This is a genomic window from Mycolicibacterium chubuense, from assembly GCF_001044255.1.
GTDB lineage: Bacteria > Actinomycetota > Actinomycetes > Mycobacteriales > Mycobacteriaceae > Mycobacterium > Mycobacterium chubuense.
Genome location: NZ_JYNX01000002.1, coordinates 16,322 through 32,776, shown reverse-complemented (window position 1 = coordinate 32,776; position 16,455 = coordinate 16,322). Strand labels below are relative to the sequence as shown.

The following is a 16,455-nucleotide window of genomic DNA, read 5'->3' as shown; positions in this document are numbered from 1 at the left end:
TGGCGGCGGGCGGGCCCACCACGGTGGTGCGGGTGCGCCGGCTCGGCGGCGCGCCGAACAGCCGCACCGTCGCCGCGTGCGCCTACGTCTGCGCCGCGACGGTGCTGGTGCTGCCGACCGTCGCGCTGGCGGTGCCCTGGCTGACCGAGCTGCACCGCCTGTTCAGTGCCCTCTAGATGCCCTCTGGATGCCCTCGAGCTCTGCCCGATCCCCCACAACCGCACAACGAAAGGCTGTCCGCATGACCGACTCCGCCACTTCCACCACCGGTACCGCGCAGATCGGCGTCACCGGCCTCGCGGTCATGGGGTCGAACCTCGCGCGCAACTTCGCCCGGCACGGCTACACCGTGGCACTGCACAACCGCTCGATCGCCAAGACCGACGCGCTGCTGGCCGAGCACGGCTCCGACGGGAAGTTCGTGCGCAGCGAGACCATCGCCGAATTCCTCGACGCGCTGGAGAAGCCGCGGCGGGTGATCATCATGGTCAAAGCCGGTGATCCGACCGACGCGGTGATCAACGAGCTCGCCGACGCGATGGAAGAAGGCGACATCATCATCGACGGCGGCAACGCGCTCTACACCGACACCATCCGCCGTGAGAAGGCCATCCGCGAGCGCGGACTGCACTTCGTCGGCGCCGGCATCTCCGGCGGCGAGGAGGGCGCCCTCAACGGGCCGTCGATCATGCCCGGCGGGCCCGCCGAGTCCTACGAGAGCCTCGGGCCGCTGCTCGAGGAGATCTCCGCGCACGTCGACGGCGTGCCGTGCTGCACCCACATCGGCCCCGACGGCGCCGGTCACTTCGTCAAGATGGTGCACAACGGCATCGAGTACTCCGACATGCAGCTCATCGGCGAGGCCTACCAGTTGCTGCGCGACGGGCTGGGCAAGACCGCCCCCGAGATCGCCGACATCTTCGCCGAGTGGAACACCGGCGACCTCGACAGCTTCCTCATCGAGATCACCGCACAGGTGCTGCGCCAGACCGACGAGAAGACCGGCAAACCGCTGGTCGACGTCATCCTCGACGAAGCCGAGCAGAAGGGCACCGGCCGCTGGACGGTGAAGTCCGCCCTCGACCTGGGTGTCCCGGTGACCGGCATCGCCGAGGCTGTGTTCGCCCGCGCGCTGTCGGGTTCGGTCGCCCAGCGCAAGGCCACCACCGGTCTGGCCTCCGGCGAGCTCGGCGACAAGCCCAGCGACGCAACCCAATTCGTCGACGACGTGAGCAAGGCGCTCTACGCCTCGAAGATCATCGCCTACGCGCAGGGTTTCAACCAGATCCAGGCCGGCAGTAACGAGTACGACTGGAACATCGCCCCCGGTGACATGGCGAGGATCTGGCGGGGCGGCTGCATCATCCGCGCCAAGTTCCTCAACCGGATCACGGAGGCGTTCGACGAGAACCCCGACCTGCCGACGCTGATCTCCGCGCCGTACTTCCGGGAGGCCATCGAAGCCGGCATCGACAGCTGGCGTCGCGTCGTGGTGACCGCCACCGAACTCGGCATCCCGATCCCGGGCTTCGCCTCCGCGCTGTCCTACTACGACGCCCTGCGCACCGAGCGGCTGCCCGCCGCGCTGACCCAGGGGCTGCGGGACTTCTTCGGCGCCCACACCTACGGCCGCACCGACAGCGACCCGGCCAAGCGCTTCCACACGCTGTGGAGCGGCGACCGCAGCGAGATCGAGGCCTGACCCTGCGCCACTAGACTCGGGGCGTGAAGTTCCTCGATGACCCGCCGTACGACCTGACCTACAACGACGTCTTCATCGTGCCGGGCCGCTCGCAGGTGACCTCCCGCTTCGACGTGGACCTGTCCACGGTCGACGGGTCGGGCACGACGATCCCGGTGGTGGTGGCCAACATGACCGCGGTCGCCGGCCGCCGGATGGCCGAGACCGTCGCCCGTCGCGGGGGCATCGTGGTGCTGCCGCAGGACCTTCCGGCGGCCGCGGTGCAGCACACCGTCGACTTCGTCAAGAGCCGGGACACCGTCGTCGACACCCCGGTGACCCTGTCGCCGGACGACTCGGTGTCCGATGCGTGCGCGCTGATCAACAAGCGCGCCCACGGCGCCGCCGTCGTGGTGGACGGCAACCGCCCGATCGGCCTGGTCACCGAGTCGGTGTGCAGCGGCGTGGACCGCTTCACCCGGGTCCGCGACGTCGCCGTCCGGGACTTCGTCACCGCGCCGGTGGGTACCGACCCGCGCAAGGTGTTCGACCTGCTCGAGCACGCGCCGGTGGCGGTTGCCGTGCTCACCGAGGCCGACGGCGGGCTCGCGGGCGTGCTCACCCGCACCGGCGCCATACGTGCCGGCATCTACACCCCCGCACTCGACGACCGCGGACGGCTGCGCATCGCCGCCGCGGTCGGCATCAACGGCGACGTCGCCGCCAAGGCCCGCGACCTGGTCGAGGCGGGGGCGGACCTGCTGGTCATCGACACCGCGCACGGCCACCAGGCCAAGATGCTCGACGCGATCGCCGCCGTGGCCGCCCTGGATCTCGGGGTGCCGTTGGCCGCGGGCAACGTGGTCTCGGCCGAGGGCACCCGCGACCTGATCACCGCCGGCGCCTCGATCGTCAAGGTCGGCGTGGGCCCCGGCGCCATGTGCACCACCCGGATGATGACCGGCGTGGGCCGCCCGCAGTTCTCCGCCGTCGTCGAGTGTGCCGCAGCGGCAAGGGAACTCGGTGGGCATGTCTGGGCCGACGGCGGGGTGCGACACCCCCGCGACGTGGCGCTCGCGCTGGCGGCCGGAGCGTCGAACGTGATGATCGGGTCCTGGTTCGCCGGCACCTACGAGTCCCCCGGCGACCTGCTGCACGACCGCGACAACCAGCCGTTCAAGGAGAGCTACGGCATGGCCTCCAAGCGCGCCGTGGCCGCCCGGACCGCCGCCGACAGCGCGTTCGACCGGGCCCGCAAGGCGCTGTTCGAGGAAGGCATCTCGACGTCGCGGATGAACCTCGATCCGGTGCGCGGCGGTGTCGAGGACCTGCTCGACCACATCACCTCCGGGGTGCGCAGCACCTGCACCTACGTCGGCGCGGCGACGCTGCCCGAACTGCACGAGAAGGTGGTGCTCGGCGTGCAGTCAGCGGCCGGGTTCGCCGAGGGGCATCCGCTGCCCGCCGGCTGGTGAGGCATAGGCCAGCACGTCGCCGGCCACTTCCACGCTGACCGCGCTGTCGGCGGCCAGATCGAGCCGCCCCGGGTGCCGCATGCGGATCGCGGTGCCGTCGGAGAGCACCAGCTCCACCGCGGTGTCCGCGCCGTAGAACCGGCACGCGGTGACGCGGGCCGGCACCCCGTCGGCGCCGATGCGCAACTGCTCCGGGCGCAGCACCACCGTCGCGGCGCCGTCAGCCACCGCCACCCGCGGGCGCAGCCGGCCCAGCGCGGTCTGCACCACGCCCGCCGAGGCCGCGCCAGTCACCTCCACGGTGGCGCCGACGAACCGGGCCGCCGCCAGGCTGGCCGGCCGCTCGTACAGGTCGGCGGGGCTGCCCTGCTGGGCCACCGTCCCGTCGATGAGCAGGGCCACCGCGTCGGCGAGTGACAGCGCTTCGGCCTGATCGTGGGTGACCAGCACCGCCGTCGTGCCGGTGTCGCGCAGGATCGTCGCGATGTCCTCCCGGACCCGGATGCGCAGACCCGCGTCAAGCGCGGCGAACGGTTCGTCGAGCAGCAGCACCCGCGGCCGGGCGGCCAACGCACGCGCCAGCGCGACCCGCTGCTGCTGGCCACCGGAGATCTCGTGCGGACGCGCGTCGGCCAGCCCCTCCAGGCCCACCACCTCGAGCCACTCGTCGACTCGGCCACCGCGCGGCATGCCGAACGCGACGTTGGCGCCGACGCTCAAGTGCGGGAACAGCGCCCCCTCCTGGGGCATCAGCCCCACCCGGCGGCGGTGCACGGGCACCGGCGCCGGCCCGCCCGCGACGAGTTCTCCGCCGATCCGGACGGTGCCTGCGTCGGGATCGGTGAAGCCGGCCACGATCCGCAGCAGAGTGGTCTTGCCGCACCCCGATGGGCCGAGCACCGCGGTCATGGAGCCCGGGGGCACCACCAGGTCGGCTCCGGCGAGCACCTGCCGGTCGCCGAACGCCTTGTGGATGCCGTGCGCGGCGACCCCGGCGACCGGCTCAGTCACTGCGCACACTCCACGCGCCGAGCAGCGCGGTGGGAACGGCCGCGAACACCAGCAGCGCCGCCGCATACGGTGCGGCGGCCGCGTAGTCGCTGACCGAGCTGTATCCCCACAGGCGGGTGGCCAGCGTGTCCGTCCCCGTCGGGTGCAGCAGAAGCGTCACCGGCAACTCCTTCATGCACGTCAGCAGCACCATCGCGGCGCCGGCTGCGATGCCGGGCAGTGCGACCCGGGCGGTCACCGCGGTGAACGCCCGCACCGGTGTGCGGCCCAGCGACCGGGCGACCTCCTCGAGCCGGATCGGCGCCGACTCCACCGCGGCCCGCACCGAACCGACCGCCAGCGGCACGAACAGCACCGTGTAGGCCAGGATCAGCAGCGGTTCGCGCTGATAGATCGGCCGCAGCAGCAGCACCCCGAGCGACACCATCGAGATCGCGATGACGATCGCCGGCAGGCCGTGCGCGACGTAGCTGGCGCCCTCCAGCGCCCGCGTCGCGCGGTCGCGGTGACGGGCGGCCAGCACCCCCAGCGGCAGCGCGGCAACGGTCGAGACGAGCGCGGCCGCCCCCGACAACCACAGCGTCGACCCGAGGGCGGCCAGCCACAGACCCGGATCCCAGCGTGGGCCGGCCGTCGCGAGCCAATCCACGAGTGCCGCCCCGGGCACCAGCACCGCGGCCGCGAGCACGGCGACCGGCACCGCCAGCGCCACCCCGGTCCACCCCCCGAGCCGGTTGCGTGGCGCCGGCCGCGGCGCCCCCGACCCGACCCGCGACGCCGCGGCGCGGCCCCGGACCAAGTGTTCGGCGGCGACCAGCGCCACCGCGAACACCATCAGCACCAGCGACAGAACCGCCGCCCGCGACGGGTTGAACCCAGACCGGTAGGCGCCGTAGATCACCCAGGTGAACGCCTCGAAGCGCATCGCCGCCACCGCGCCGAAATCGCTGAGGACGTACAGCGCCACGAGCAGGGCGCCCGCGGCGATCGCGGCGCGCGCCTGCCGCAGCGTCACCCCGAACAGCACCGCCCAGCCGCCCCGGCCCAGCGAGCGGGCCACCTCCTCCTGCGCCGGATCGACCCGGGCCAGCGCCGCCGTGGTGGTCAGCAGCACCAGCGGATAGCTGACCAGCGTCAGCACCAGCACCGCGCCCCAGAAACCCGCCACCGACGGCACCGCCGACACCCACAGGTAGGCCAGCAGATAGCTCGGCATGGCCAGCGGCAGCGTCAGCGCGACACTCCAGATCCGCCGGCCCGGGATGTCGGTCCGGGTGAGCAGCACCGCCAGTGTCACTCCGAGCAGCACGCACGCCGCGGTGACCGTCACCACGAGCAGCAGCGACCGGCCGACCAGAGCCGCGGTGCGCGGCTGCACCACCTCGGCCACCACCGCCGACCAGCCGCGCGACAGCGCCCGGTCGCCGAGGTACACCAGCGGAATCAGCGTCGCCGCGGCCACCAGGGCGGCCGGCAGCACCAGCAGCGCCGGCGGCCTGATCTGCCGCGCCGTCCGGACCGAACCGGCCACCCTCAGTTGGTCAGCAGGCCGGTTTCGACGAGCAGCTCCTGCGTCGTCTCGATGTCGTCGAGCTGGGACAGGTCGACGGCGGGCGGACGCAGGTCGCTCAGCGGCGGCATCTCCGCGGCCGGGGCCACGCCGGCCGCCAGCGGGTACTCCGCGGTCTCCTCGGCGAAGTACCGCTGCGCCGACTCGCCCACCAGGTAGGCCGCAAACGCTTGCGCGCCTTCGGGATTCGGTGCCGCCTTCAGCACGCCGACACCGGCGACGTTCACCAGGCCGCCGGGGTCGCCGGCCGCCATGAACTTGTTCTGCGCCGTCACCGCGTCGGCGCCCTTGGCGTTGATCAGTTCGTAGAGGTAGTAGTGGTTGACCAGACCCAGCGGGATCTGGCCGGAGTCCACCGCGTCACGAACCGCGACGTTGTTCTCGAATGCCTTGGGGTCCTGGGCCTTGAACGCGCGCAGCCACTGCGCGGCGCCGTCCTCGCCGCGCACCACCCGCAGTCCCGTGACGAACGCCTGCCACGACGCGTTGCTCGGTGCGAAGCCGATCTTGCCCTTCCACTGCGGGGCGAGCAGACCGTCGATGGTGTCCGGCGGCGCGGGGGCCAGCGTGGGGTTGTAGACGACCACCCTGGCCCGGCCCGACACCCCCACCCAGGTGCCGTCGGCGGCGGCGTATGCGGCGGGAACCGCGCTCAGCGTCTCGGCGTCGACCGGCGCCAGCAGCCCCGCCTTCGACACCGCGCCGAGGGCCCCGGCGTCCTGGGAGAGGAACACGTCGGCCGGGGACTTGTCGCCCTCGGTGATCAGCTGCGCGGCGATCTCGCCCGAACCGGCGTAGCGGGTCTCGACTTCGATTCCGGTATCGGCGGTGAACTGCTTGAGCAGCGGCGCGACCAGTTCCTCGCTGCGGCCCGAGTACACGACGACCTTGTCGGCGTCGTCGGTGCGCGTCTCCGAACCGCACGCCGACAGCGCCACCAGGGCGGCGACGGCTCCGAACGCGCCGGCCCAGCGGGAGACCGAGAACCGCCTGGGGGAGGTCTCCGGGGAGGGCGCTGACATCGACTTCAGGGGCATGAGGGTGCAGTCCGCCTTTCGTTGATCGTGATCTGCAACCTACCATCGCGTGAGGTTAGGCTTACTAAACGCTCGCCGCGGCGGGACGCGGCCCACACTTCGGCTAGCATGTGTTGTCACGCTGTCACTCAGCGGATCTGTCACTCAGGCGAAAGGGATCAGGTGCCGCAGGCACTGGATGGAGGCCCATCCGCGCCGGCCACGCTCGCCGAGCAGCCCGACCACGAGCCCGTCGAGGCCGAACCCTCCTCTAGTCCGCCGGGCCTCGAGCCCGGCGCCTCCCCCGCTGCCGTTCCCGGAGCGCTCCGTTGACCGCCGTCACGTCCCTGCTGTCGCTGCTGGCCATCGTCATGCTGACCGCCGGCACCGCGGTGTTCGTCGCCGCGGAGTTCTCGCTGACCGCGCTGGAACGCAGCACCGTCGAATCCAATGCGCGCTCGGGCAACCGGCGCGATCAGCTCGTCCAGCGCGCCCACAAGACCCTGTCCACCCAACTGTCCGGAGCCCAGGTCGGGATCTCGATCACGACGCTGGCCACCGGTTTCCTCGCCGAGCCCGCCGCGGCCGCTCCGATCGCGAACCCACCCAGTGNAGATCGGCTCCGGCGTCGACCTCCTCGTCGGCGATCGCACGGCCCGCTTCGATCGCGGCCACGACCTCGTCGGTCTGCCCGAGCGGTTCGCCACCCCCCTGGCGCTGATCCTGGCCATCCTGATCGCCACGTCGGTGTCGATGGTGTTCGGCGAGCTGGTGCCCAAGAACCTCGCGGTCGCCCGGCCCGTACCGACGGCGCGGGCCTCCGCGGGCCCCCAGCTGATGTTCTCGTTCCTGTTCACCCCGCTGATCCGGATGACCAACGGCACCGCGAACTGGATCCTGCGCCGGCTCGGCATCGAGCCGGCCGAGGAACTGCGCTCCGCGCGCTCACCGCAGGAGCTGGTGTCGCTGGTGCGGACGTCGGCTCAGAGCGGCTCGCTGGACCCCGTCACCGCGGTGCTGGTGGACCGCTCGCTGCAGTTCGGAGACCGGACCGCCGAGGAACTGATGACCCCGCGCTCGAAGATCGACACCCTCGACGCCGACGACACCGTGCTCGAGCTCAGCCAGGCCGCGGTGCGGACCGGGCACTCGCGCTTCCCGGTGATCCGCGGCGACCTCGACGAGACGATCGGCGTGGTGCACGTCAAGCAGGTGTTCGCGGTGCCCCGTGACCAACGGCCCACGATCCGCCTGTGGGAGATCGTCCAGCCCGTCGCGAAAGTCCCGTCCACCCTCGACGGGGACGCGGTGATGTCGGAGGTGCGCGCCAACGGCCTCGCCACCGCGCTCGTCGTCGACGAATACGGCGGCACCGCGGGCATGGTGACCGTCGAGGACCTGATCGAGGAGATCGTCGGCGACGTGCGCGACGAGCACGACGTCGAACCGCCCGACGTCGTGCCGGCCGGCAGCGGCTGGCGGGTCTCCGGTCTGCTGCGCATCGACGAGGTGGCCGAGAACACCGAGTTCCGGGCGCCCGAAGGCGATTACGAGACGATCGGCGGCCTCGTGCTCGAGCAACTCGGCCACATCCCCGACGAGGGCGAGTCGGTGGAGCTGACCGCGTTCGACCCAGACGGGCCGATCGAAGACCCCATCCGATGGCTCGCGACCGTGGTCAAGATGGACGGTCGCCGCATCGACCAACTGACCCTGACCAAACTCGGCCGCGCCGGTGACGATCACGGCGACGACGACGACGATTCCGGCGGGGACCTCTGATGGGTGACATCTTCGGGGTGCTGCTGACCTTCGTGCTCCTCGGCGCCAATGCGTTCTTCGTGGCCTCGGAGTTCGCGCTGATCTCCGCCCGCCGCGACCGCCTGGAGGCGCTCGCCGAGCAGGGCAAGAACAGCGCGGTCACCGTCATCAGGGCCGGGGAGAACCTGTCGCTGATGCTGGCCGGCGCCCAGTTGGGCATCACGGTCTGTTCGATCCTGCTCGGCCGCGTCGCCGAACCCGCCGTGGCGCACCTGCTGGAGAAACCGTTCGGGCTCTTCGGTATCCCCGACGCGCTGCTGCACACGGTGTCGTTCCTGGTGGCGCTGTCGGTCGTGGTGACGCTGCACGTGCTGCTCGGAGAGATGGTGCCGAAGAACATCGCGATCGCAGGCCCGGAATCCACGGCCATGCTGCTGATCCCGGTGTATCTGGTCTACATCCGGGCTGCCCGACCGTTCATCGCGTTCTACAACTGGTGCGCCAACGCCACGCTGCGGGCCTTCGGTGTGGAGCCCAAGGACGAACTCGACATCACGGTGTCGACCGTGGAGCTCTCGGAGATGATCGCCGAGTCCCTGTCGGAGGGGCTGCTCGACCCCGAGGAGCACACCCGGCTGACCCGCGCACTGCAGATCCGCAACCGCGTGGTCGACGACGTCGCGCTGCCGCTGCACCAGATCCGCGCCGTGCCGGCGGCGCGCACCGGTTCCGGGCCGACGATCGGCGCCCTCGAGGAGGCGCTGAAGGAGACCGGCTACTCGCGGTTCCCGGTGGCCGACCCGTCCGGCGCCTACGCCGGGTACCTGCACATCAAGGACGTGCTGCCCCTGCTCGACGGGCCGCACGACGACTCGGTGGTGCTCGAGTCGTCGATGGTGCGTCCGCTGCCGCGGGTGCCGGCCTCGCTGCCGCTGCCCGAGGCGCTGACCAGGCTCCGCCGCACCAACAGCCACCTGGCGCTGGTGACGGCGGCCGACGGCAGCATCGCCGCGATGGTCGCACTGGAAGACCTCGTCGAGGATCTGGTGGGCACCGTCCGCGACGGCACCCATCGTGTCTGAGCGCACCGACCGCATCGACCGTGCCGATTGGACCGGGCGTGCCGAGGCGCACCGGCGCCGCGCCGACGCCCTGCTCGCCCCGCACGTCGAGCGCCGCCGCGCGGGCGTGCCCCATCCGGTGTTCGACTTCCTGTTCACCTACTACAGCTGCCGGCCGCGCCAGCTGCGCGTGTGGCATCCGGGCTACGGGGTGGTGCTCGATGGCCTCGATGATGACGCCGCGCAGGAGTACCTGACGCGCGCCGGCTACGAGCGTGCCGGTGCCGGTGTCGCTGTCAGCCGTGACTATCTGCTGACGCGTCTGGGCACTGTGACGTTCATCGCCGACCTGCTGGCGGCCACCGCGGCGCGCCCGGCCCGGTTCGGGTGTTTCGGCATGCACGAATGGGCCATGGTGTACCGCACCGACGCTGTGCGCCACGGCGCGGTGCCCCTGCGCCTCGGGGCGGCGGGCACCGATGCGGTGGTCGAGTCGATTCCGTTGCGCTGCAGCCACTTCGACGCCTATCGCTTCTTCACCGAGCCGGCTGTGGCGCGCAATGCCCGGCCGCTGACCCGGCAGACGCAGATCGCCGAGGAGCAACCCGGCTGCGTGCATGCCGGGATGGACCTCTACAAGTGGGCTTTCAAACTCGGCCCGTTGATCGAATCCTCGCTTCTGCTGGACTGTTTCGAGCTGGCCAGCGAGGCCCGCGTCCTCGACATGCGGGCCAGCCCGTACGATCTGCGGGATTTCGGCTTCACCCCGATCGCAGTCGAAACAGCCGATGGCCGACGGGAATACGCAACGGCGCAGGAGTCCCTCAGCGTCCGCGCGGCGCCGCTGCGGGAGCGGCTGCTCCGGGCCTGCGTCGCATTGCGCGACGCCGGCCGGCGAAGTGGGCCGGGGATCAGCGTGTTTACCGGCGGGTAAACTGCATCGACGGATTTCACGACAGGCAACACGCGGGTGAGAGCGCATGTGCCGGCGAGGGAGGAATCATGACCGAACGTGTGACGGTGGGTAACCTGCGCGTCGCCCCGGTGTTGTACGACTTCATCACCAACGAGGCGCTGTCCGGCACCGGAATCGATCCCGACACCTTCTGGTCCGGCGTCGACAAGGTCGTCGCCGACCTGACTCCCAAGAACCAGGAACTGTTGGCCCGCCGCGACGAACTGCAGGCCCAGATCGACCGGTGGCACCGCGCGCGGGTGATCGGCGGCTTCGAGGGTGAGGAGTACAAGCAGTTCCTCACCGACATCGGCTACCTCGAGTCCGAACCCGGCGACTTCACGATCACCACCGCCGGCGTCGACGACGAGATCACCACGACCGCCGGACCGCAGCTGGTGGTGCCGGTGCTCAATGCGCGCTTCGCGCTCAACGCCGCCAACGCGCGCTGGGGTTCGCTGTACGACGCGCTGTACGGCACCGACGTGATCTCCGAGGAGGGCGGCGCCGAGCCGGGCGACTCCTACAACAAGGTGCGCGGCGACAAGGTGATCGCCTACGCCCGCACGTTCCTCGACGGGGCGGCCCCCCTGGCGCAGGGCTCGTGGTCGGACATCACCGGCCTGACGATCGCCGACGGCGCCGTGACCGCCACGCTCGACGACGATGGCGCCGAGGATGTCGACTCCTCGCGCGAGCGCTCGTCGGTCGCCCTGGAGGACCCCGCCCAGTTCGCCGGCTACCTCGGCGAGCCCGACGCGCCGACCGCGGTGCTGCTGGTCAACAACGGCCTGCACATCGAGATCCTCATCGACGCCGACTCTCCCATCGGCTCCACGGACCGGGCCGGTATCAAGGACGTCGTGCTGGAGTCGGCGATCACCACGATCATGGACTTCGAGGACTCGGTGGCCGCCGTCGACGCGGACGACAAGGTGTTGGGCTACCGCAACTGGCTCGGGCTCAACCGCGGCGACCTGGCCGAGGAGGTCAGCAAGGGCGGCAAGACCTTCACCCGGGTGCTCAACGGCGACCGCACCTTCACCGCCCCCGACGGCGAGTCCGAGCTCACCCTGCCCGGCCGCAGCCTGCTGTTCGTGCGCAACGTCGGCCACCTCATGACCAACGACGCGATCACGTTCGACAACGGGGCCGAGGTGCCCGAGGGCATCCAGGACGCGCTGTTCACCAGCCTGATCGCGATCCACGGGCTCAAGGACGACGACGGAAACGGTCCGCTGCTCAACAGCCGTACCGGCTCAATCTACATCGTCAAACCCAAGATGCACGGCCCCGACGAGGTCGCGTTCACCTGCGAGCTGTTCAGCCGCGTCGAAGACGTGCTGGGCCTGCCGCAGAACACCATCAAGGTCGGCATCATGGACGAGGAGCGGCGCACCACGTTGAACCTCAAGGCCTGCATCAAGGCCGCCGCGGACCGGGTGGTGTTCATCAACACCGGCTTCCTGGACCGCACCGGCGACGAGATCCACACCTCGATGGAGGCGGGTCCGATGATCCGCAAGGGCGCGATGAAGTCGACCGCGTGGATCCAGGCCTACGAGAACCAGAACGTCGACATCGGGCTGGAGACCGGGTTCTCCGGCAAGGCGCAGATCGGCAAGGGCATGTGGGCCATGACCGAGCTGATGGCCGACATGGTCGAGCAGAAGATCGGCCAGCCCAAGGCCGGCGCCACCACCGCCTGGGTGCCGTCGCCGACCGCGGCCACGCTGCACGCGATGCACTACCACGCGGTCGACGTGTTCGCGGTGCAGGCCGAACTCGAGGGCAAGCGCCGCTCGACGATCGAGGAACTGCTGACCATCCCGCTGGCCAAGGAGCTGGCCTGGGCGTCGGAGGAGATCCGCGAAGAGGTCGACAACAACTGCCAGTCGATCCTCGGCTACGTGGTGCGCTGGATCGACGCCGGCGTGGGGTGCTCGAAGGTGCCCGACATCCACGACGTCGCGCTGATGGAGGACCGGGCCACGTTGCGGATCTCCAGCCAGCTGCTGGCGAACTGGCTGCGGCATGGCGTCATCACCGAAGAGGACGTCAAGGCCAGCCTGCGCCGGATGGCCGCGGTGGTCGACGAGCAGAACGCCGCCGATCCCGACTTCCGGCCCATGGCAACGGATCCCGAGAACAGCATCGCGTTCCAGGCGGCCCAGGAACTCATTCTGGCCGGCGGCGCGCAGCCCAGCGGTTACACCGAGCCGATCCTGCACCGCCGGCGCCGGGAGTTCAAAGCGGCTAGTAACGTTGGCTGACCCCGACACCGAAGGCAGGTATGGGACGACATAGCCTCCCCGACCCCGACGACTCCCGACCCGCGGACGACTCCTCCCACGCGGAGGGCGACGCACGCGAGCTCACCGAGGACTCCGCCGGCGACGAGTCGCAGACCGAGCGGTTCGACGCGCCGGCGCGGCCCGGCGGGTCGCAGCACAGCGGCGGCTGGGACAACGGGGAATGGACCGGAAGCCACCGCGCCGTCACTCCGGGCCGGCGCGGGATCTCCGTCGGTGTCATCGCCGCGCTGGTCGGCGTCGTCGTCATCGTCGGCGCGGTGATCCTGTGGCGCTTCTTCGGTGACGCGCTGTCGAGCAGGTCCGACACCGCGGCGGCGCGCTGTGTCGAGGGCGAGGTGGCCGTGGCCGTGGTGGCCGACCCGGCGATCGCCGAACCGCTCAACGCGCTCGCGCAGCGGTACAACGACACCGCCGAGCCCGTCGGCGACAAGTGCGTCAAGGTCGGCGTCACATCCGCCGACTCGGAGCAGGTGTTCACCGGCCTGTCCGGTGACTGGCCCGGCGACCTGGGTGAGCGCCCGGCGCTGTGGATCCCGGGCAGCTCGGCCTCCGAGGCCCGGCTGGAAGCCAAGGCCGGCTCCCAGGTCGTCAGCGACAGCCGCTCTCTGGTGACCTCGCCCGTGATGTTGGCGGTCTCCCCCCAGCTCAAAGGCGCCATGGGAGAGCAGAACTGGGGCACGTTGCCGCGGCTGCAGAGCGACCAGGCCGGCCTGGACGGCGTGGGGTTGCAGGGCTGGGGCGGCCTGCGGTTGGCGCTCCCGCTCGGCGAGGACAGCGACGCGTCCTTCCTGGCCGCCGAGGCGGTGGCGGCCGCGTCGGCGCCGTCGGGCGCACCGCCCAGCGCGGGCCTGGGCGCCGTCAGCACACTGATGGCCGGTTCCCCGAAGCTGGCCGACACGAACGCCGGCACGGCGCTGGACGCGCTCGTCGGCGCGAAAGACCCGGCCACCGCGCCCGTGCACGCGGTCGTCACCACCGAGCAGCGACTCTTCCAGCGCGCGGCCTCGCAGCCCGACGCCCGGTCGGCGCTCGCGTCGTGGCTGCCGCCCGGACCCACCGCGATGGCGGACTTCCCCACCGTGCTGCTCTCCGGTGACTGGCTGGCCCAGGAGCAGGTCTCCGCGGCCAGTGAGTTCGCCCGCTTCCTGCGTAAACCCGAACAACTCGCCGAGTTGGCCAAGGCCGGCTTCCGCGTCGAGGGCCAGCAGCCGCCCGGCAGCGACGTCGTCGATTTCGCGCCCGTCGGTGCGCCGCTGAACCTCGGCGACAACGCACTGCGCGCCACGATCGCCGAAACGCTGACCACGCCCGCGCAGAGCCCGACCGTCACGATCATGCTCGACCAGTCGATGCCGACCGACGAGGGTGGAAAACCCCGGCTGACCAACGTCGTGGACGCCCTGAAGGCCCGTCTGCAGGTGCTCCCGCCCGATTCCGGGGTGGGCCTGTGGACGTTCGACGGGGTCGCCGGGCGTTCGGAGGTGAGCCTGGGCGCCCTGTCCGACCAGGTCGACGGCCGGCCGCGTGCGGCCGCGCTGACAAGCGCGCTGGACGGGCAGACCCCGTCGGGCGGAGGTGCGGTGTCGTTCACCACCCTGCGTCTGGTCTACACCGATGCGTCAGCGAAATACCGTGAGGGACAGAAGAATTCGGTTCTGGTGATCACGGCCGGTCCGCACACCGACCAGTCGCTGGGCGCCGACGGGCTGCGTCAGTACATCAGCGGCGCCTTCGACAAGGCCAGACCGGTGGCCGTCAACGTCATCGACTTCGGTGACGACAGCGACCGGGCCACCTGGGAGGCCGTCGCGCAGACCACCGGGGGCAGCTACCAGAACGTCGGCAGCTCGACCGACCCGGAGCTGGCGTCGGCGATCGCGACGCTGTTGGGCTGACCCCCCGCCGCCCGCGCCGTATATTGACCTGCGTGACCAGGGGGTTCTGGCGGAAGAACGGCGTCAGAAGGGGTGTGCGCATCCTGCTGACGACCCACTTCGCCCCCGTGTGGCTGGCGCTGCGCGCCACCCCGACAGTGGGCCCGATGGTCAACCGGTGGGTCATCAACTCGCTGGTCTACACGATGCGGACACGTCCCGGTGCGTTGAGCACGATGCTGCCGTGGACATCCTGGGAGTCGCTGCACGACCGCACGTACAGCCAGCGCCACCTGCCGCCCGAGCCTGAGTTCCAAGCCGGTCTCCCGGCGCCGGCCGAGGTCGCGGCACTGTTCGCGCGCAGCGGTACGGCCGGCGAGGAATCGGCGAAGTCGACGCTGCTGTTCCCGCTGTTCGCGCAGTGGTTCGTCGACGGGTTCCTGCGCACGGACCCGAACGACGACACCAGGAACACCTCCACCCACGACATCGACCTGAGCCAGCTCTACGGCCAGACCACCGAGGTGACCAGGATGCTGCGGGAAGGCGCCGGCGGCCGGCTGAAGACCGAGGCGAGCCTGGCCGCGGAGTTCCCGCCCTACCTGTGCGACGCCGACGGCGCGGTCAAGGACGAGTTCGCCGATCTGGAGATCATCTTCCGGGGCGGCGACCTGAAGGCCGCCGGCGGCGGGCCGGTACCCGATGCCCTGCGGCCCAGGCTGTTCGCGCTCGGCATCCCCCGCGGCAACATCCACTACGGCTTCGTGATGATCAGCACGCTGTTCCTGCGCGAACACAACCGGATCGCCGGACTGATCAGCGCCGCCCATCCGGACTGGAGCGACGACCGGGTCTTCGACACCACCCGCAACACGCTCACCGTGGTGCTGCTCAAGATCGTCATCGAGGACTACATCAACCACATCACCCCGATCCGGTTCCCGCTGTCCGTCGAGCCCGGTATCGGTGCGAACGAGAAGTGGTACCGGCAGAACTGGATGTCGGTCGAGTTCAACCTGCTCTACCGGTGGCACTCGCTGGTGCCGACCGAGGTCACGGTCGGCGGGCATCGCCGCACGTTCGCCGACCTGTGGTGGGACACCCGGCCGGTCACCGAGCACGGGCTGTCGGCCCTGTTCGACGAGGCCTCCCGGCAACCCTGCAGCACGATCCGGCTCGGCAACACCGACGCCTCAATGCTGGCCATCGAGGAGAAGTCGATCCGCATCGGCCGGCACGCCGAACTGGCGTCCTACAACGACTACCGGCGGGCGTGCGGGTTCCCCGCGCTGCGCTCGATCGGCGACCTGAGTTCGCGCAGCGACGTGCGGGCCGCCCTCGAGCGCTGCTACGGCCCCGACGGCATCGACCGCGTCGAGTTGTTCGTCGGACTGTTCGCCGAGGACGTCCGGCGCGGCAGCACACTGCCGCCGGTGATGAGTGCGATGGTGGCGGTGGACGCCTTCTCCCAGGCACTGACCAACCCGCTGCTCGACCCGGGTGTGTACGGTGAGGCGACGTTCTCGGTGGAGGGCATGGCCGTGCTCGACAACACGAGCACCCTGGCGGATCTCGTTCGGCGCAACATCGGCGGGGAGGCACCGTCCCCGCGGGTCAGCCTCGGCCGCCGGCGCTGGCACTGACCACCCTGAGCAACCGCCCAGCACGACCTCGGAACGGTCCGCGGAGCGAAGTGACCGACGTCGCTTCGCTGCTGATATTGCCCTATGACGAGC

Annotated in this window: 11 protein-coding genes and 2 pseudogenes; 10 read left to right on the top strand and 3 right to left on the bottom strand. The window is 70.8% G+C overall.

Translation table 11 applies throughout. From position 1 onward, the window contains the following. The 3 genes and pseudogenes from MCHUDSM44219_RS28600 to MCHUDSM44219_RS00235 form a co-directional block, all read left to right on the top strand. Nucleotides 1-176 (top strand): annotated as a pseudogene (locus MCHUDSM44219_RS28600) (M56 family metallopeptidase); the annotation flags it as partial. A 65-nt stretch (nt 177-241) separates the two neighbouring features. Beyond that, nucleotides 242-1,702 (top strand): NADP-dependent phosphogluconate dehydrogenase, encoded by a 1,461-nt coding sequence (gene gndA, locus MCHUDSM44219_RS00240; RefSeq protein WP_048416211.1) that lies wholly within the window; start codon nt 242-244, stop codon nt 1,700-1,702. 23 nt (nt 1,703-1,725) lie between these two features. Next, nucleotides 1,726-3,156: a GuaB1 family IMP dehydrogenase-related protein gene (locus tag MCHUDSM44219_RS00235; RefSeq protein WP_048416210.1), complete on the top strand. Its 1,431-nt coding sequence runs from the start codon at nt 1,726-1,728 to the stop codon at nt 3,154-3,156. Here the strand turns inward: MCHUDSM44219_RS00235 and MCHUDSM44219_RS00230 are convergent. From MCHUDSM44219_RS00230 to MCHUDSM44219_RS00220, 3 genes are read right to left on the bottom strand one after another with little or no spacing between them, the layout of a single operon-like run. Next, entirely contained in the window at nt 3,109-4,167 is a 1,059-nt protein-coding gene (locus MCHUDSM44219_RS00230) for an ABC transporter ATP-binding protein (protein ID WP_048416209.1), read from the bottom strand. The genes MCHUDSM44219_RS00235 and MCHUDSM44219_RS00230 overlap by 48 nt on opposite strands. Then, complete coding sequence (locus MCHUDSM44219_RS00225; protein ID WP_048416208.1) at nt 4,160-5,698, bottom strand: ABC transporter permease; 1,539 nt, start codon at nt 5,696-5,698, stop codon at nt 4,160-4,162. The genes MCHUDSM44219_RS00230 and MCHUDSM44219_RS00225 overlap by 8 nt, the downstream gene beginning before the upstream one ends. A gap of 2 nt (nt 5,699-5,700) precedes the next feature. After that, entirely contained in the window at nt 5,701-6,759 is a 1,059-nt protein-coding gene (locus MCHUDSM44219_RS00220) for an iron ABC transporter substrate-binding protein (protein WP_048416217.1), read from the bottom strand. A 365-nt stretch (nt 6,760-7,124) separates the two neighbouring features. Here MCHUDSM44219_RS00220 and MCHUDSM44219_RS30595 point away from each other — a divergent pair. The 7 genes and pseudogenes from MCHUDSM44219_RS30595 to MCHUDSM44219_RS00190 form a co-directional block, all read left to right on the top strand. Beyond that, nucleotides 7,125-7,365: pseudogene (locus MCHUDSM44219_RS30595) on the top strand (CNNM domain-containing protein); the annotation flags it as partial. A 1-nt stretch (nt 7,366) separates the two neighbouring features. Then, nucleotides 7,367-8,535 (top strand): hemolysin family protein (locus tag MCHUDSM44219_RS00215; protein WP_236695297.1); only part of this gene is annotated, 1,169 nt, incomplete at its 5' end. Beyond that, entirely contained in the window at nt 8,535-9,596 is a 1,062-nt protein-coding gene (locus MCHUDSM44219_RS00210) for a hemolysin family protein (protein WP_048416207.1), read from the top strand. The genes MCHUDSM44219_RS00215 and MCHUDSM44219_RS00210, both read left to right, overlap by 1 nt. Continuing rightward, complete coding sequence (locus MCHUDSM44219_RS00205; RefSeq protein WP_048416206.1) at nt 9,589-10,509, top strand: hypothetical protein; 921 nt, start codon at nt 9,589-9,591, stop codon at nt 10,507-10,509. Before MCHUDSM44219_RS00210 ends, MCHUDSM44219_RS00205 begins: the two co-directional genes overlap by 8 nt. A 68-nt stretch (nt 10,510-10,577) precedes the next feature. Then, complete coding sequence (locus MCHUDSM44219_RS00200) at nt 10,578-12,803, top strand: malate synthase G (RefSeq protein WP_048416205.1); 2,226 nt, start codon at nt 10,578-10,580, stop codon at nt 12,801-12,803. A gap of 20 nt (nt 12,804-12,823) precedes the next feature. Further along, nucleotides 12,824-14,740, top strand: a complete 1,917-nt coding sequence (locus tag MCHUDSM44219_RS00195; RefSeq protein WP_048416204.1) for a substrate-binding domain-containing protein — start codon at nt 12,824-12,826, stop codon at nt 14,738-14,740. A gap of 32 nt (nt 14,741-14,772) precedes the next feature. After that, nucleotides 14,773-16,362: a peroxidase family protein gene (locus tag MCHUDSM44219_RS00190; protein WP_048416203.1), complete on the top strand. Its 1,590-nt coding sequence runs from the start codon at nt 14,773-14,775 to the stop codon at nt 16,360-16,362. Nucleotides 16,363-16,455: the final 93 nt, after the last annotated feature.